General features: G+C 69.9%; 13 protein-coding genes. 8 read left to right on the forward strand and 5 right to left on the reverse strand.

Annotated features, from left to right (window positions below):
* Positions 1–8: 8 nt before the first annotated feature.
* Positions 9–836 carry a helix-turn-helix transcriptional regulator gene (locus tag LXT23_RS31400; protein WP_253984054.1) on the reverse strand — a complete coding sequence of 276 codons (828 nt, stop codon included), beginning with the start codon at positions 834–836 and terminating at the stop codon, positions 9–11.
* Complete coding sequence (locus LXT23_RS31405; RefSeq protein ID WP_253984055.1) at positions 833–1,363, reverse strand: transformer-2 protein homolog alpha/beta; 531 nt, start codon at positions 1,361–1,363, stop codon at positions 833–835. The genes LXT23_RS31400 and LXT23_RS31405 overlap by 4 nt, the downstream gene beginning before the upstream one ends.
* Before the next feature lie 159 nt (positions 1,364–1,522).
* On the opposite strand from LXT23_RS31405, the gene LXT23_RS31410 reads away from it, so the two are divergent.
* From LXT23_RS31410 to LXT23_RS50445, 6 genes are all read left to right on the forward strand, one after another.
* The gene (locus LXT23_RS31410; RefSeq protein WP_253984056.1) at positions 1,523–1,867 is read left to right on the forward strand and encodes an ArsR/SmtB family transcription factor; all 345 of its coding nucleotides are present in this window, start codon (positions 1,523–1,525) and stop codon (positions 1,865–1,867) included.
* Positions 1,864–2,361: an SRPBCC domain-containing protein gene (locus tag LXT23_RS31415; protein ID WP_253984057.1), complete on the forward strand. Its 498-nt coding sequence runs from the start codon at positions 1,864–1,866 to the stop codon at positions 2,359–2,361. The genes LXT23_RS31410 and LXT23_RS31415 overlap by 4 nt, the downstream gene beginning before the upstream one ends.
* 32 nt (positions 2,362–2,393) lie before the next feature.
* Positions 2,394–3,227, forward strand: coding sequence for a TrmB family transcriptional regulator (locus LXT23_RS31420; protein ID WP_253984058.1), 834 nt, complete (start codon positions 2,394–2,396; stop codon positions 3,225–3,227).
* Positions 3,224–5,053: a retropepsin-like aspartic protease gene (locus LXT23_RS31425; RefSeq protein WP_253984059.1), complete on the forward strand. Its 1,830-nt coding sequence runs from the start codon at positions 3,224–3,226 to the stop codon at positions 5,051–5,053. Before LXT23_RS31420 ends, LXT23_RS31425 begins: the two co-directional genes overlap by 4 nt.
* 538 nt (positions 5,054–5,591) lie before the next feature.
* Positions 5,592–8,210, forward strand: coding sequence for a rifamycin-inactivating phosphotransferase (gene rph, locus LXT23_RS31430; RefSeq protein WP_253984060.1), 2,619 nt, complete (start codon positions 5,592–5,594; stop codon positions 8,208–8,210).
* Positions 8,211–8,300: 90 nt separating this feature from the next.
* On the forward strand, positions 8,301–8,861 hold the full coding sequence (locus LXT23_RS50445; RefSeq protein WP_323379107.1) for a DapH/DapD/GlmU-related protein: 561 nt from the start codon (positions 8,301–8,303) through the stop codon (positions 8,859–8,861).
* 90 nt (positions 8,862–8,951) lie between these two features.
* On the opposite strand, the gene LXT23_RS31440 is transcribed toward LXT23_RS50445, so the two are convergent.
* Both LXT23_RS31440 and LXT23_RS31445 read right to left on the reverse strand, forming a co-directional pair.
* A complete protein-coding gene (locus LXT23_RS31440) occupies positions 8,952–10,643 on the reverse strand; it encodes a hypothetical protein (RefSeq protein ID WP_253984061.1) in 1,692 nt (563 codons plus the stop codon).
* A 124-nt stretch (positions 10,644–10,767) separates the two neighbouring features.
* The gene (locus tag LXT23_RS31445) at positions 10,768–11,364 is read right to left on the reverse strand and encodes a TetR/AcrR family transcriptional regulator (RefSeq protein ID WP_253984062.1); all 597 of its coding nucleotides are present in this window, start codon (positions 11,362–11,364) and stop codon (positions 10,768–10,770) included.
* A 105-nt stretch (positions 11,365–11,469) separates the two neighbouring features.
* Here LXT23_RS31445 and LXT23_RS31450 point away from each other — a divergent pair, with 105 nt between their 5' ends.
* Both LXT23_RS31450 and LXT23_RS31455 read left to right on the forward strand, forming a co-directional pair.
* Entirely contained in the window at positions 11,470–13,101 is a 1,632-nt protein-coding gene (locus tag LXT23_RS31450) for an FAD-dependent oxidoreductase (RefSeq protein WP_253984063.1), read from the forward strand.
* A 41-nt stretch (positions 13,102–13,142) separates the two neighbouring features.
* The gene (locus tag LXT23_RS31455) at positions 13,143–13,886 is read left to right on the forward strand and encodes a glutathione S-transferase family protein (RefSeq protein WP_253984064.1); all 744 of its coding nucleotides are present in this window, start codon (positions 13,143–13,145) and stop codon (positions 13,884–13,886) included.
* Between the two features lie 34 nt (positions 13,887–13,920).
* Here the strand turns inward: LXT23_RS31455 and LXT23_RS31460 are convergent, their stop codons facing one another.
* Positions 13,921–14,670 (reverse strand): DUF6714 family protein, encoded by a 750-nt coding sequence (locus LXT23_RS31460; RefSeq protein ID WP_253984065.1) that lies wholly within the window; start codon positions 14,668–14,670, stop codon positions 13,921–13,923.
* Positions 14,671–14,831 lie beyond the last annotated feature (161 nt).

Raw genomic sequence — 14,831 nt, forward strand, 5'->3', positions numbered from 1 at the left:
CCCGCCTCCTAGCGGCGTCGGTCGGCGACAGCGCCCTGGGCGTGGAGGTGGACGAGCGCCGAGGGCGCGCAGCCGTACTCGCGCCGGAAGGCACTGGTGAAGTGGCTGTGCGAGGAGAAGCCCACCGCCAGCGCGACATCGATGAGGCGGCCCGCGGCGTGCTGGAGCTCGAAGAGGCCGGCGCGCAGCCGCACGCGGGTGAGGTGCCGGTGCAGCGTCTCCCCCGTCACCGCACGGAAGACGCGGCTTGCGTGGAAGGGAGATGCGCCCACCTCGGCGGCCATCGTCTCCAGCGTGAGCCGCTCGTGGAAGCGCGTGGCCATGAGGTGCTGAAGCTCCTCGGCGAGCTGGCGCCACGCGGGGGCGCTGCCGCCACTCCGCTCCTCCGGGGCCGCCCGCGAGTCCGCGACCACGCGGTGCACCACGGCCAGCGCCGCCTCTTCGCGAGCGAGCGGGTCCGTGGCCCGCATGAGCTGGAAGTGCAAGCGCGCGGCATGGGACGAGAGGTGACAGACCCGCGCCCGAAGGCGGGGAACCAGCTCCTCGGCGAGCCCACCCCGGAGCAGGATGAGCGTGCCTACCTGAGGCCGCAGGGTGGGCGCGGTCATCCAGTACTCGTCGTCCGGAGATTGGAGCGCGGCGGTGGTCGCGTCCACCACGTGCTCGCGACGCCCGAGCGTGCGCAGGTGCGCCCCCGTCCGCAGGAGGTCCACCTCGTGGTAGCGGGTCTGCTCGCGCCACCGGGCCGTGTGCAGGCCCTTGCAGGTCCACTCGCCCACGAAGAGCTCCTGCCCTTCCAAGAGGGGGCGCAGCGGTAGGGCCAGGTCCCAGGTCATCGCTCGTCCGAGGGTAGCAGCTGCGGGGGAATCGGGTTCGCGGCGTCCTCCTTCTGCCACACCGCGCTCGTCACCCACCAGCGATGCCCATCGAAGTACAGTTGCACGTAGTTGACGCCTCGCGAGCGCTGGCTTGCGTCCCGGCCCATGAAGGTCTCGTAGGAGGACTCGACCTGCGCGATGTTTCCGTACCTACGCACGATGCGGCGCAGCTCCCGCTCACGGAAGCCCGCGCGCAGCAGCGGCTCCGTGTCCTCCACGAAGGCATGGTGGTCGAAGACCTGCACCGTCGGGCCAATCGCCACGAAGCGAATCCAGGGGGCGAAGAGGGTCCTGTCGCGGGCCCACTGCCGGGGTTCCTCCGGCGCGACGTTGACCACCGCATAGAAGGCGTCCATCAGACCGTCGATGGTGCTCACGTCCTCCGGGCGCGCGGGGACGGACTCGACGGGGACGGCGGGGGCACTGGCGGGCGCATGGGCACACGCGGCCAGGATGAGCAGGAGGCCAGGAAGGACGGTTCGCATGCGCGCACCATGCGAGAGCGCCGGAGCGCGGCGCTATCAGAATCCTGCTCGCTGATCGTGAATCCAGCCCAGCAGGCGCTGGAGGCTACGCACCTGGGCGCCGCTCGCCCCAACACTTAGCCGTTGCGCTTACTATTCGTCGCGGCTATGGTTATCCACATGGCTAACCATCAAGCCGCGCTGGATGGCGTCTTCTACGCGCTGTCCGACGCCACCCGGCGCGCCGTCATCCAGCGGCTCGGCCAGGGCCCCGCCACCGTGAGCGAGCTGAGCAAGCCTTTCGACATGGCCTTGCCGTCGTTCATGAAGCACCTGCGGGTGCTCGAAGCGAACGACCTCATCCACTCCACCAAGACGGGGCGACTGCGGACCTGCCAGGTCAACCCGAAGCGACTTCGCGCCGCCGAGTCGTGGATGGCGGAGCAGCGAGCCCTCTGGGAGGCCCGGTCCGATCGCCTGGAGGACCTGGTCACCAAGCTTCACCAAAAGGAGAAATCACGATGACCCGCACCTTCAATCCCGAGCTCGACCTCACCCTCTCCCGCATCATCAAGGCGCCTCGCCTCACCACCTGGCGCGCCTTCGCCGAGCCCGCGCTCTTCGAGCAGTGGTGGATACCGGCGCCGATGAAGATGAAGGTCATCGAGATGGCGCTCCGTCCGGGGGGCGCGTTGCACACCGACATGCTGACCGCGCCGGGAACGCAGGAGCCGCACCTGCGTGCCTGCTACCTCGACGTCACCGAGGGGCGTGAAGTCGTGTTCACCACCGCGCTGGCCGGGGGATGGCGACCGGTGACGGAGTTCTTCCTCAGCCTCACCGCCATCCTCACGCTGGAAGACCACCCGCAGGGCACCCGCTACACGGCGCACGTGATGCACAGCGATGCGGCCGCCCGTCAGAAGCACGTGGACCTGGGCTTCGAGCAGGGCTGGGGCACGGTCGCCAATCAGCTCGTGTCCTTCGCGGAGCAGCTGGCGACGAGTCGGCCAGCTTGACTGTTATTAGTCACCAGTAATAACACTGGGGCATGAACGCGGACGAGGGGCTGGTCGCCCTGGGCTTCACCGAGGTGGAGGCGCGGGTGTACTGCGAGCTGCTCAAGGGGGCTCCGGCCACCGGGTATCGGCTCGCGCAGGCGCTGGGGAAGGCGCCGCCGAACGTCTACCAGGCGCTCGCCTCGCTCGAGCACAAGGGGGCGGTGCTCGTCGAGGAGGGGGAGCCCCGCTCCTTCCGGCCGGTCCCACCGGAAGAGGTGCTCACCGCGCTCCAGCGGGGCTTCGAGCAGCGCAAGCTCGCGGCAGGGGAGGCGCTGCGCAAGCTGCACACCCCCGTGCAGGACGACCGCATCTACCACCTCAAGAGCCTCGCCCAGGTGATGGAGCGCGCGCGGACGATGGTGGCCGGCGCGGCGGAGCTGGTGCTCTTCGACCTCTTTCCGCCTCCCTTCGCGTCCCTGGCCCCGGTGCTGTCGGAGGCGAGTGCGCGGCGCGTGGCGGTCGCGGGGCTCGTCTACGCCGAGCACCCCGCGGTGCCCTTCGTGTGCGTGCGCTCGTCGGACGCGGACTTCGTGCGTGAGCGCTGGCCGGGCGCGCAGCTGACGCTCGTCGTCGATGCACGTGAGTTCCTGGTGGCGCTGCTCACGCCGGATGGAGCGGGCGTCAGGCAGGCCATCTGGAGCGACAGCGTCTATCTCTCCTGCCTGCAGCACAGCGGGCTGTCCGCGGAGGTCCGGCTGCACGCGCCGCCGTCCGCACGGGCCCGGCTGTCGCGGTCCTTCTCCCTGGTGGGCTCGAGCCCGCCCGGCCTGCGCCACCTCGTGGGCCAGCCCGCCGTTCCCCCCAAGCGCGGAGACACCCGATGAAGCGGCTCACCCCGGTCCTGCTGGCCCTCGTCCTCGTGCTCGTCCCCGGCTCCGGCCGCACGGAGGCGCTGGAGCAGCTCATCGCGCGGCACCTCGCCTGGCGAGGCGGGGAGGCGTACTCACGCCTGGAGAGCGTCCACGTCAAGGGCCGGCTGGCCATGAGCGGGATGCAGGGCACCAAGGAGTCCTGGAGTCATCGGGACGGGCGCCTGCGCGAGGACACGGACCTCGGCGTGCTGCGCGGCTCGCGGGCCATCATCCCCACGGGCAGCTGGATGCTGAACCCGAGCGGCCAGGTGGAGGACGCCGCGCCCACCGACGCGAGGGATGCGCGGCACCGGGTGGCGCTCGACTTCGGGGCGGCGCTGCGAGGGGAGGGCGGCGCGAAGCGGGGGCTCCAGCCCCGTGAGGAGCGGGACGGCCGCGCGTGGGAGGTGGTGCGGGTCACCTTCGGCGACGAGGACCGCTACGACCTGTTCCTGGACGGCGACACCGGGGCGCTGCATGGCGTGCGCATCCGCGAGGACAACGACACGCGCTTCGTGCGGCTGGGGGACTGGCGCCAGGTGAAGGGGGTGCGCCTGCCCTTCCTGGAGGAGGAGCTCACCGACAGCCCGGATTCCGACTCCCGGCTGGTGGTGGAGACGCTGGAGGTGAACGTGCCGCTGCCCGCCTCGCTCTTCGAGCGGCCCGTGGGGGCCCTCCGGGTGAGCTTCGCGGAGGGGCGGCACAGCACCGGCTTCATCCCCTTCGAGTTCTTCAACGAGAACCGCGTCTACATCCCGGCCCGGGTGAATGGCCGGCAGACGCAGGTGCTGCTGGACAGCGGGGCGGAGATGACGGTGGTCGACGCCGGCCATGCCCGCGAGCTGGGGCTGAAGACGCAGGGACAGCTCACGGCGGTGGGCAGTGGCGGCCAGGCGCAGGCGCAGCTGGCCAGCGGCGTGGACATCGTCATCGGCGACCTGCGGCTGAGCGGGCTGACGGTCGCCGTCATCGACCTGGCCGAGGTGGCACGGCAGATTGGCCACCCCCTGCCAATCATCCTGGGCAAGGAGGCCTTCAACCCGCTCGTCGTGGACGTGGACTTTCCCAACCGGCGGGTCGCCTTCCACGAAGCCTCGCGCTTCAAGGCGCCGCCGGGGGCGGTGCGCCTCCCCCTGGTGGAGTCGACGAACGGGCACCGCGCGGTCCACATCTCCATCGAGGGCCGCCCTGCCATTCCCGTGCTCTTCGACGTGGGCAATGCCGGAGCGCTCTCGCTCTTCCCCTCGTACTGGCAGCAGGCGCGGCTGCTGGAGGGACGGCGCACCTCCAAGACGCTGTCCGGCGCGGTGGGCGGGCTGCGTGAGCGCGACGTGGCGACGCTGAAGCACATCCGCGTCGCGGGCTTCACCCTGAAGGACGTGCCCACGGTGTTCGACGACGCGGGCCAAAGCGTCTCGGCATCGGACCGCTACCTCGGCAACCTCGGACTGGCCGTCCTCGGTCGCTTCCGGATGATGACCGACTATGCGAACGACACGCTGCTGCTCGTCCCCGATGCCCGTGCCCTGCGCACGCCGTTCCTCAAGGACCGCTCCGGGCTCATCGCCATCCCGTCGGAGGGGCGGCTCGAGGTGAAGCTGGTGGCGCCCGGCAGTCCCGCGGCCGCCGCGGGCTGGCGGGCGGGCGAGGAGATTGTCGCCATCGATGGTCAGAAGATTGGCCCCGGCTACGCGGGCACGGAGCTCGCGCGCTGGCGCTACCGCCCCGCCGGGCAGACGGTGGCGCTCACGCTGAAGGACGGCAGCGAGCGCAGGCTCACGCTGAAGGACTATTACTAGCGGAGACTGTCGGTGCGGGATCTGGGACCGCGATAGCCGAGCCAGCCCATCGTGACGATGCCAGGCGGACGGTCAGCGCGCCCCGCTCACTCCGAGCAGAGCGCGACTGTGTCCAGTGTGTCCGACCGGTTCGCCCGCTGGACCCGGCGGCAGCTCTCCCCGGAGCCACACGACGCGGCGCCGTCCTCACACTTGCGATGACACCGACGGTCGCCTACCTCGTCCTCACAGACGGAGGGCTGACCTTCATAGGGCGGGTAGCACACCTGGCTCACGAAGCACGTCTCCTCGGGGGCCTCGCATGGGTCGGTGAAGGAGCAGGCCATGAGCGACGAGCGCGGAGCGTTGGAAGGCTCAGCGTCGTCCCCGCAGCCGAGCGGAGCCAGGAAACACAGGAGGGCAAGGGGCAGCAGTCTCATGGGAAATCTCGGGGGATACGGCGGATGATGCGCTCTGCATCGTATACGTCGGAGGAAGGGCGGGCTGGCTCTTCCAGGTCCTCCAGACAGTGGCGTCCCTCGATGAGAGAGGTGAAGAGATGCGTGCTTACGTGCTGGGTTTCCACGAGGTCGACCGGACCCGAATCACGGCTGTCGGGGGGAAAGGTGCGAGCCTGGGGGAGCTTTCCAAGCTGGACGGGGTCCGCGTGCCGGATGGCTTTTGCGTTTCGACCGAAGCCTTCAAGCGGCTCCTGGGGGAAGCGCCGGCCATGGGCGAATGGCTCGAACGGTTGTCGCGCCTGAAGGTGGAAGACCGGGATGGAATCCGGGAGCTCAGCGCGGAGCTCCGCACCCTCATCGAAGGGCTGGCCATTCCGGGAGACGTCCAGGAAGCCATCACCCGCATTCTTTCCAGGCTTGGCGAGCAAGCGGCCTATGCCGTCCGCTCCAGCGCGACCGCGGAGGATCTGCCGACGGCTTCCTTCGCGGGCCAGCAGGACACCTACCTGAACGTCATCGGCACGCCGGCGATCCTGGCGCACATCCGCCGGTGCTGGGCGTCGCTCTTCACCGAGCGGGCTGTCACCTACCGCGTTCGACAGGGCTTCGACCACCGCAAGGTCCACATGGCGGTGGTGGTGCAGAAGATGGTCACCCCACAGGCGGCCGGAACCTTGTTCACGGCCGATCCCATGACCTCGAACCGGAAGGTGTCCTCCATCGAGGCTGGCTTCGGCCTCGGTGAGGCCCTGGTCTCCGGCCTGGTGAACGCCGATGGCTACAAGGTGCGGAATGGCCGGGTCACCGAGAAGACGGTCGCCACCAAGAAGCTGGCGACCTGGGCCCTGGCCGAGGGCGGTACCCAGGAACGGGCGCTCGAGCCCGAGCGGCAGAACAGCCCCGTGCTGACGGATGAGCAGCTCGTGCGGCTCGAGCGCCTGGGCAGGCGCATCGAAGGGCACTTCGGTCATCCCCAGGACATCGAATGGTGCCTGGTCGACGACGCGTTCTACGTCGTCCAGAGCCGGCCCATCACGACCCTGTATCCCATCCCGGAGGTGGGTGACGGAGGCAACCACGTCTTCGTATCCGTCGGCCATCAACAGATGATGACCGACGCCATGAAGCCCTTGGGGCTGTCCATGTGGCAGTTGATCGCCGCTCGTCCCATGTATGCGGCGGGTGGGCGGCTGTTCGTCGCACTCACGAAGGAGCTGGCTTCACCGGCCAGCCGGGCCGCCCTGTTGAACGGCCTGGGCGCATCCGATCCGCTCATCAAGGACGCCCTCACGACCCTCATCGAGCGGGGCGATTTCATCGAACCGTCTCCCGCGGAGCCACCCGCACCGGGTCCCGCTCAAGGCAGGCCCGCGATGTCCCCAGCGGGTTCCCCACCACCTGTCGACGACGATCCGGCGATCGTCGCCGAGTTGATCGCGCACAACCAGGCTTCGATCGAAGCGCTGAAGCGGGACATCCAGACGAAGTCCGGAACAGAGTTACTGGAGTTCATCCTGGAAGCCCTTCAGCAGTTGAGGAAGATCTCGTTCGAACCGCGAAGCTTCAGCGCCATCATGGCCGGCATCAACGCTTCGTCTTGGCTCAACGAGAAGATGATGGCGTGGCTGGGCGAGAAGAACGCCGCGGACATCCTCTCTCAGTCCGTGCCGAACAACATCACCTCGGAGATGGGGCTGGCGCTGCTGGACGTCGCGGACGCCATCCGGCCGCATCCGGAGGTGGTCGAATACCTGCAAGATGCCAGGGATGAGGGCTTCTTGGAGGGCCTGGCCCGGTTGGCGGGTGGACAGGCAGCCCACGACGCCATCTCAGCGTATCTCGACAGGTTTGGCATGCGATGCGTCGGGGAAATCGATGTGACGCGGACGCGTTGGCGCGAAAGCCCCACGACCCTCGTCCCCTTGATTCTCAGCAACATCAAGACCTTCGAGCCCGGGGCTGCCCGCCGGAAGTTCGAGCAGGGGCGGCAGGAGGCCGCGAGGAAGGAACAGGAGCTCCTGGCGCGATTGAAGCAATTGCCGGATGGGGAGCCAAGAGCCGCGGAAGCGCAGCGGATGATCCGCCGGCTCCGGAACTTCATTGGCTACCGTGAGTACCCGAAATACTTCATCGTCAATCACTACTTCCTCTGCAGGCTGGCCTTGCTGAAGGAAGCCGAGCGGCTCGTGCAGGCTGGCGTGCTCCAGGAAAAGGAAGACATCTTCTCTCTCACCTTCCAGGAGCTTCGCGAAGTCGTGCGGACGAATCAGCTGGATGGCCAGCTCATCAGCCGGCGAAAGGACGAGCACGAACGAAACCGGAAGCTGACGCCACCGCGGGTCATCACGTCCGATGGTGAAATCGTCGCAGGTGCGTACAAACGAGCCAATCTCCCGGCTGGAGCCATCGTCGGACTACCGGTCTCCTCGGGCGTGGTGGAGGGTCGCGCCCGCGTCATCCTGGACATGGCCGACGCGGAGCTGGCCGTGGGCGACATCCTGGTCACTCCCTTCACGGACCCCAGCTGGACGCCCTTGTTCGTGTCCATCAAGGGCCTGGTGACCGAGGTGGGGGGACTGATGACCCATGGCGCGGTGATTGCCCGGGAGTACGGCCTGCCGGCCGTCGTCGGCGTGGAGCAGGCGACCCGGCTCATCCAGGATGGGCAACGCATCCGTGTGCATGGAACGGAGGGGTACGTCGAGCTCCTGCCCTGACCGGGCCAGCCCCCGATGAGGCCTGCGAGGTGCCTCTGGACGTGAGCGCGGGGCGAGCGCGAAGCTCGTGGAATGCCCATTGAGCGTCTCATGCGCATCCACAGCCCGGAGTTCCAAGCGAGCGGGAAGAGGGTGCTCAGCCCCGAGTTCACGGCGATGAGCGAGAGGGTGTTGCGGGTCACCGAGCTGACGTCGCGCCTCAACGTCCTGCCTTTCGAGGACGCGGTGGGCAAGGCCGCGCTGTTCGAGCAGATCCTCGGCCGACCGCTCCCGGGGAAGGTCACCATCTATCCGCCCTTCTACACGGACCACGGCCTTCGTCTGGAGCTTTCCGAGCGTGTGTTCATCAATCAGGGCTGCACGTTCCTCGACTACGCCGGCATCAGGCTGGGCGAAGGGGTGATGGTCGGCCCGAAGGCCACGTTCATCACCGTCAGCCATCCGGTCGACCCGGGCGAGCGGCGGCTGTACCTCACGGGCGCCCCCATCGACGTGGCGGAGAACGTGTGGATTGGCGCGGGCGCGATGATCATGCCCGGGGTCCGTATCGGGCGCGACGCCGTGATTGCAGCCGGGGCGGTCGTCGTCGACGACGTGCCCGCGGCGAGCCTGGTGACCGGCGCCAAGGCGACCGTTCGCCGTCAGTGGTGATGCACGAGCGCGCTCCGGGGCGCCGGGGAGGGGGAGCTCGGCCGAGAGATAGCAGCCGGGCTGCCTGACATCCCCGGACGCCGGGGCGGCTCATTGACCGGGCACGGCCGCGCCGTCCATCGCCCGGGCCTCCGAGACGATGGCGCTGTGACTCTCCCCCGCGAGCGCGAGCACCTTCTTCGCATAGCTCTTGCGCAGGGGGGCGTCGCCCGCGCGGGCCGCGGCGCGCATGGCTCCCCCGAGGCTTCGCAGCCTTCCCGGAGCGTGCACGAGGCTCTGCTCGTACGCGCTGCGAGCGGGGCCCGGCTCACCGAGCTCCAGGAGCAGATCTCCGAGCAGCTCGCGCGAGGGCAGGAGCGGTCCAGGGGAGACCTGGTGTGGACCAATGGCCTCCTCGAGGGCCGCGGCCTCGGCGAGCAGCTTCTTCGCCTCCGCATCCTTCTTCTCCACGTGCGCGGTCCACCCGAGCACCGCGAGTCGATGGGCCGTCAGCAGCTTGCCGAAGTACGCGTACGGGCCCGTCTCCACCGCCTTCGCGTGCTCCGCGAGCTGCGCGGCGGCAGCGCGCGCCCCCTGGACATCACCCATCCGCGCGGCGCCGATGCCGCGCGTGTAGACGACGAGGCCGTTCACGAACGGGAAGCGCTCCGACGCGGTGATCGGCGCCACCTCCAGCTTCGCGGCCTCCGCCCACGCCTCCCGCTCGAGCACGAAGCGGGCGGGAGCCATCGCGCGCGCGAAGGCCGCCGGGAACTCGAGGGGCGGGTAGACTTCGCGCTCGGTCGCGACCTGGCGCACCACGTCGCGTGCCTCCTTCTCGCGCCCCTGCTGGAGGTAGCCGTAGCCGAGGTAGTCGAGCGCGTGGAACGTGTCTGCCATGACGCCGCCGGGGTGACGCACCGCCATCCATCGCGAGGCGGCCTCGATGGAGCGAAGGTTCGAGCGGATGTTCTCGTTCCACTGCCCGAGCCGCACGTAGATGTGCGAGGGCATGTGCAGCGCGTGCGGCACCTGGGGGGCGACGGCCGCGTAGGCATCGGCGGCCTTCAGGCCCTGCTGGGCGATTTCCGGATAGTCGTAGGCGTGGATGAGGTAGTGGACCAGCCCGGGGTGCTTCGGGTGACTCGCCCAGGCGCGCTCGAGCAGCCCGGCCGCGCGCTTCTGCTGCGCGAGCGAGCGGTCCTCCTTCGGCGCGGTGCCGAGCAGGGCGAGCGAATAGAAGGCCGTCACCTCCACGTCTGCCGGAAAGCGGCGGTGGAGGTCCTCGAGCGTCGCCCGGAACGCCTCTGCCCGGCCGCCCGGCGTTGGCGCCCCTCCATGACACGACGGGATGCCCTCGGCGCTCCCGTTCTTCGCGCTGCCGCTCTTCACGCCGGGCGGCAGCCGGTCATGCCAGTAGGCGTGGATGGCGGAGATGAGCCCCACTTCAATCGGGCTCTTGCCTCCGAGCTTGAGGGCGCGGTCGGCCGCCGCGGTCCCGGCGGCGATTCCCTCGGGGGACGGGGGCGCCCAGAGCGGGTGGTAGTACGTCATCGCCTCTCCCCACCACGCCGTCGCGCAGCGCGGATCCCGCTCCGCCGCCTTCTGGAAGGAGGTGCGGGCCTCCTCGTAGAAGAAGCTGTGGAGGAGCGCGACGCCGCGCTCCAGCTCCGGGCGCGCGGCGGGTGCACAGCGCTGGTGCACGGAGACTGCGCCCACTGCCCCCAGGTCGAGCTGCGGGTTCGCGACAGGCGCGGCGCCGAGCGACAGCGCGAGCGCGGAAAGACAAAGTACGGTCTGCATGGTGTACCCCCCTCGACCCGACACGTTGCCGCCGGAGGGGGGGCGAGGGCAAGTGCCGAGATTCGAAACGTATGTTCAGCGCCTGCAGCTCCGCGGGGGCCGCTTGGAAAGCTTCCGCGTCTGGTCACTTCCGCTTCAGGTAGCGCAGGAGAAGCGTCACGAGCTCCTCCTGGAGCAGCCCCCGGGAGAGGGCCTCGGGGCGCTCCACCACTGCGCGGTGGATGACCGCGTGGGACACCGTGTCGATGAGCCACAGGGCCAGCTCCGGGTCCGGCACGTCGGTGCGGAAGCGGCCCAGGGCCTCGAGCATGGGGGCGTCCTCGGGCTCCCACTTCCGTGCCCGGCGTGCGGGCAGTTCCTCCGTCAGCGCGTGGTGCAGCTTCGGGTCCACCGCGTGCGCGGCGAAGCCCAACGCCACCAGCGTGCGGACGAGCTCCTCCAGGTTGTCGAACTTCCGATTCGCCAGCACCTCACGCGCCGCCTCGCGCTGCTCCTTCACGTGCCGGCGCGACACCTCCGCCACCAGCGCTTCCTTGCCAGGGAAGAACTGGTACAGCGACGCTACATTGACGCCCGCCCGCTCGGCGATGCGGTTCGTCGTCAGCTTCGCGTACCCGTCGCGCACCAGAATGTCAGCAGTCGCCTGCACCAGCGCGTCCACCGTCGCACGCGAGCGCTCCTGCGTGGGGGTCTTCCGAGGGGAAAGCTTCGTGCGCGGCATGCCGGACTCCCGGGCGGGGAACGCAAGCTGACAACATAAGCACTTCCTTACATTCTTGTCTCCGTCGCTTCAGGGCCACCCCGGCTCTCGCGACTGGAGACCGCCATGCCCCTCTCGTCCCCCCAAGTGCTTGTCGTGGGCGCGGGCCCCACGGGCCTCACGCTCGCGTGTGACCTTGCCCGCCGGGGCGTCCGCGTGCGCATCGTGGACGCGGCCCCGGCGCCCTTCGTGGGCTCCCGGGGAAAGGGGCTCCAGCCGCGCACGATGGAGGTGCTGGACGACCTGGGTGTGCTCGACGCCGTGCTTGCCGCGGGCTGCTCCTATCCCCGGCTGTGCTTCCACTGGCGGCGCTTCGCCGTGGGGCGCTGGACGATGATGGCCCACCACGCCGCGACGCCCGACGTGCCCCATCCCAATCCATGGCTCGTGCCCCAGGCGCGCACCGAGGGCATCCTGCGCGACCGGCTGGCGTCACTGGGACACGCGGTGGGGCTCGGCACCGCCCTCACCGGCTTCACCCAGGACGACGCAGGGGTCTCCGCCACCCTCACCCGCGATGGCGCGTTGGAGAGCGTTCGCGCTGACTACCTGGTGGGCGCGGACGGCGGACACAGCCGTGTGCGCAAGCTGCTGGACCTGCCCCTCCACGGCGCCACCCACGAGGAGGAGCGCATGGTCGTGGGCGACGTGCGCGTGGACGGCCTGTCCCGCACGCACTGGCACGTCTGGCCCTTCGCGACGGGGGGCATGATGGCGCTGTGCCCGCTGCCCGGCACGGACCGCTTCCAGCTGGTCCTCCAGGTGAAGAAGGGTGGCACCGTGCCGGAGCTCACCGAGGCCGCGTTGAACCAGCGCATCCAGGAAGCAGCCCGCCCTGGCCGCGCGCTGCGCCTGCACGACGCGAGCTGGCTGTCCGTGTTCCGCCCCAACGTGCGCATGGTGGACCGCTACCGCGTGGGCCGCGTCTTCATCGCGGGCGACGCCGCGCACGTACACCCGCCCGCGGGTGGCCAGGGCCTCAACACCGGCGTGCAGGATGCCTACAACCTGGGCTGGAAGCTGGCCCACGTCCTCCAGGGCGCGGCCCCCAGCCTGCTCGACACCTACGAGGCGGAGCGGCTGCCCATTGCCGCGCGCGTGCTCGGCCTGTCCTCACGGCTGCACGCCGGCATGCGGCAGCGTCAGTGGAAGTCCATGAATCGGGGCGATGAGGAGCGGCAACTGGGCCTGAGCTATCGCGGCGGTCCGCTGGCGCCGGAGTCCGCGGGTGACACCGCCCGCCTGCGCGCGGGAGACCGAGCCCCGGATGCACCGTGCGTGGATGCGCACGGCCAGCCCTTCCGCCTGTTCGACGCGTTCCGGGGCCCTCACTGGACGCTGCTCGCCTTCGGGCCGAAGGCCACGGCCACGGCCGCATGGGGCCGCTCCCGCTTTGGCGGTTCCGTGCGCGGCGTCGTCCTCCACGCGCGCGCAACGGCTCCTGGTGCCGACGCCCTGCTCGACGTGGGCGGACACGCGCACCGGGCCTACGACGTGGCCCCGGGCGCGGATGCGCTCATCCTGGTGCGCCCGGACGGCTATGTGGGGCACACCTCCCGGCCCGGCGACCGCGCCGCCCTGGAGTCGTATCTGTCACCATGGCTGTCCACTGCTCCGTCCCAGGGGCGGCGCTCCGAAGAACCCCGGGAATGTCCCCATGCGGGGACCTGCACCGTGACGGAGCAGGGCCTCAACTAACCTGACATAAGGCTGTCACGGGCCGGGTGCATCCTGGCTTCATGAACGCGAATACACCTCCGACCCTGACCCTGCTCGAGCTCGCCGACGCGGCGTTGCCCGGCCACGAGAGCTACTCCCCCTTCTGCCTCAAGGTTCACCGTGCCCTGAAGTACGCAGGCCTGCCCTACACGCGTGCCTGCGCGGCGAACCCCGCCGCCCACCGTGCCCATAACCCGACGCGACAGGTTCCCGTGCTGCTCGTGGGGGACGAGGCGGTACCTGATTCCACGAGCATCCTCACCTGCATCCAGCGGCTCGCTCCTGGCCGCATCGCTGTCAGCCCCGAGGCCCTTCTCTGGGAGGAGCTGGCCGACACCGCACTCAACGGCTTCCTCGTGGCCTCCCGCTGGGCGGATCCGCGCAACTGGCCCGCCACCCGCTCGGCCTACTTCGGCGCGATGCCGGCGCCCGTGCGTGCGGTGGTGCCGGCGCTGCTCCGGCGCAAGGTGGTCCAGGGACTGGTGGCACGCGACGTGTGGCGCGCGGGCCCGGAGGCCTGCTGGCGCCGCTTCGGGGTGTTGCTCGACCAGCTCGACGCCCGGGCTCCCGAGCAGGGCTACTGGCTGCCGGGTTCGCTCAGCGTGGCGGACCTGGCCCTCTTTGCGCAGCTCCACAGCCTGCGCACGCCGCTCACCTCCTGGCAGAGGGGAGAGGTGGCACGTCGCGCGCGCCTGAGCACGTGGCTGGACCGGGTGGACACGGCCACCCGCATGCTGACCGCACCGCTTCGCGCCGTGAGCTGAGGTTTCCTCACGCCCACCTGGGGCGCACGTCTGTTCATTCGATGAGCGCCCGCCACGCGGCGAGGGCGTCGCGATGCCGGACCACGACGGAGTCCCAGGGCTGGTCGGCGGCGACGAACTCGAAGAACCGGGCGATGGCGCGACGCTGGGCGTGGCTCCATCGGTTCATCGCGTCGGGAGGCGAGGGCTCGAGGAGCGCCAGCAGGGTGAAGCCCTCGCACCTCCCCGCGGGATGGTGGAGTGCGTAGGAGCGGAAGGCCGGCAGGTAGAACGACCGGGCGCTGTCATCGAGCCAGAGGTAGACCGAGTTCAGCTCGAACGCGCGCTCGATTTCGCCATCGGAGACCCTCCGCCAGTCGAGGGTCTCCGCCGTCGCCCGGGCCTGTGCGAGCTGGGCTTCGGGCACCTCTCGAAAGGCCTTCTCGTCATCGAGCACGGCCTCACCCAGCGGGCGGCCGACGAGGGGGGCGGGAGCAAAGGCCTCGTGAATGGCGCGGAGCACCGAGGCGCGTGCCTCGTGGACGCCGAGGCCGCGCATGAGCTCGTCGGAGAAGAGGGAAGGGCGAAGGTGGAGGTCCGAGAGCAGGTCGCGAAGGCGACGGCGGGTCTCCGCGCCCGGCGTCTCCGCCATGGTGCGCTCGACGAAGTGCGCGAGCGTGGCCTCGAAGACCTCCCAGGGCATGTCGCCTGGCCGCAGGAGGTGGCGGCCCTCTCCCCTGGCCAGCCCGGGCTCGGTGAAAGCCCGCGAAAACAAGTCGAGCAGGTGAGGGTCTGACTCGGGCATCGGTGTGCGGTCCTAACATGGCTGGCGTTCCATGCGTCCGGGCAGGTGGAGCCGGCGGCGGGATGGGCTACATTGCGGCCGCGCGATGAGTTTCGGGCCCCGGGCAAGGCGAGGAGCAAAGTGGCCACGGTGGCTCACCGCGGGCTGGCGTGCGCGGGCAG

It is taken from the genome of Pyxidicoccus xibeiensis (assembly GCF_024198175.1).
GTDB lineage: Bacteria > Myxococcota > Myxococcia > Myxococcales > Myxococcaceae > Myxococcus > Myxococcus xibeiensis.

Bases quoted from the DNA above. Each gene is read 5' to 3' on its own strand.
- LXT23_RS31400 (WP_253984054.1), bottom strand. From the start codon at position 836: ATGACCTGGGACCTGGCCCTACCGCTGCGCCCCCTCTTGGAAGGGCAG.
- LXT23_RS31405 (WP_253984055.1), bottom strand. From the start codon at position 1,363: ATGCGAACCGTCCTTCCTGGCCTCCTGCTCATCCTGGCCGCGTGTGCC.
- LXT23_RS31410 (WP_253984056.1), top strand. From the start codon at position 1,523: ATGGCTAACCATCAAGCCGCGCTGGATGGCGTCTTCTACGCGCTGTCC.
- LXT23_RS31415 (WP_253984057.1), top strand. From the start codon at position 1,864: ATGACCCGCACCTTCAATCCCGAGCTCGACCTCACCCTCTCCCGCATC.
- LXT23_RS31420 (WP_253984058.1), top strand. From the start codon at position 2,394: ATGAACGCGGACGAGGGGCTGGTCGCCCTGGGCTTCACCGAGGTGGAG.
- LXT23_RS31425 (WP_253984059.1), top strand. From the start codon at position 3,224: ATGAAGCGGCTCACCCCGGTCCTGCTGGCCCTCGTCCTCGTGCTCGTC.
- rph (WP_253984060.1), top strand. From the start codon at position 5,592: ATGCGTGCTTACGTGCTGGGTTTCCACGAGGTCGACCGGACCCGAATC.
- LXT23_RS50445 (WP_323379107.1), top strand. From the start codon at position 8,301: ATGCGCATCCACAGCCCGGAGTTCCAAGCGAGCGGGAAGAGGGTGCTC.
- LXT23_RS31440 (WP_253984061.1), bottom strand. From the start codon at position 10,643: ATGCAGACCGTACTTTGTCTTTCCGCGCTCGCGCTGTCGCTCGGCGCC.
- LXT23_RS31445 (WP_253984062.1), bottom strand. From the start codon at position 11,364: ATGCCGCGCACGAAGCTTTCCCCTCGGAAGACCCCCACGCAGGAGCGC.
- LXT23_RS31450 (WP_253984063.1), top strand. From the start codon at position 11,470: ATGCCCCTCTCGTCCCCCCAAGTGCTTGTCGTGGGCGCGGGCCCCACG.
- LXT23_RS31455 (WP_253984064.1), top strand. From the start codon at position 13,143: ATGAACGCGAATACACCTCCGACCCTGACCCTGCTCGAGCTCGCCGAC.
- LXT23_RS31460 (WP_253984065.1), bottom strand. From the start codon at position 14,670: ATGCCCGAGTCAGACCCTCACCTGCTCGACTTGTTTTCGCGGGCTTTC.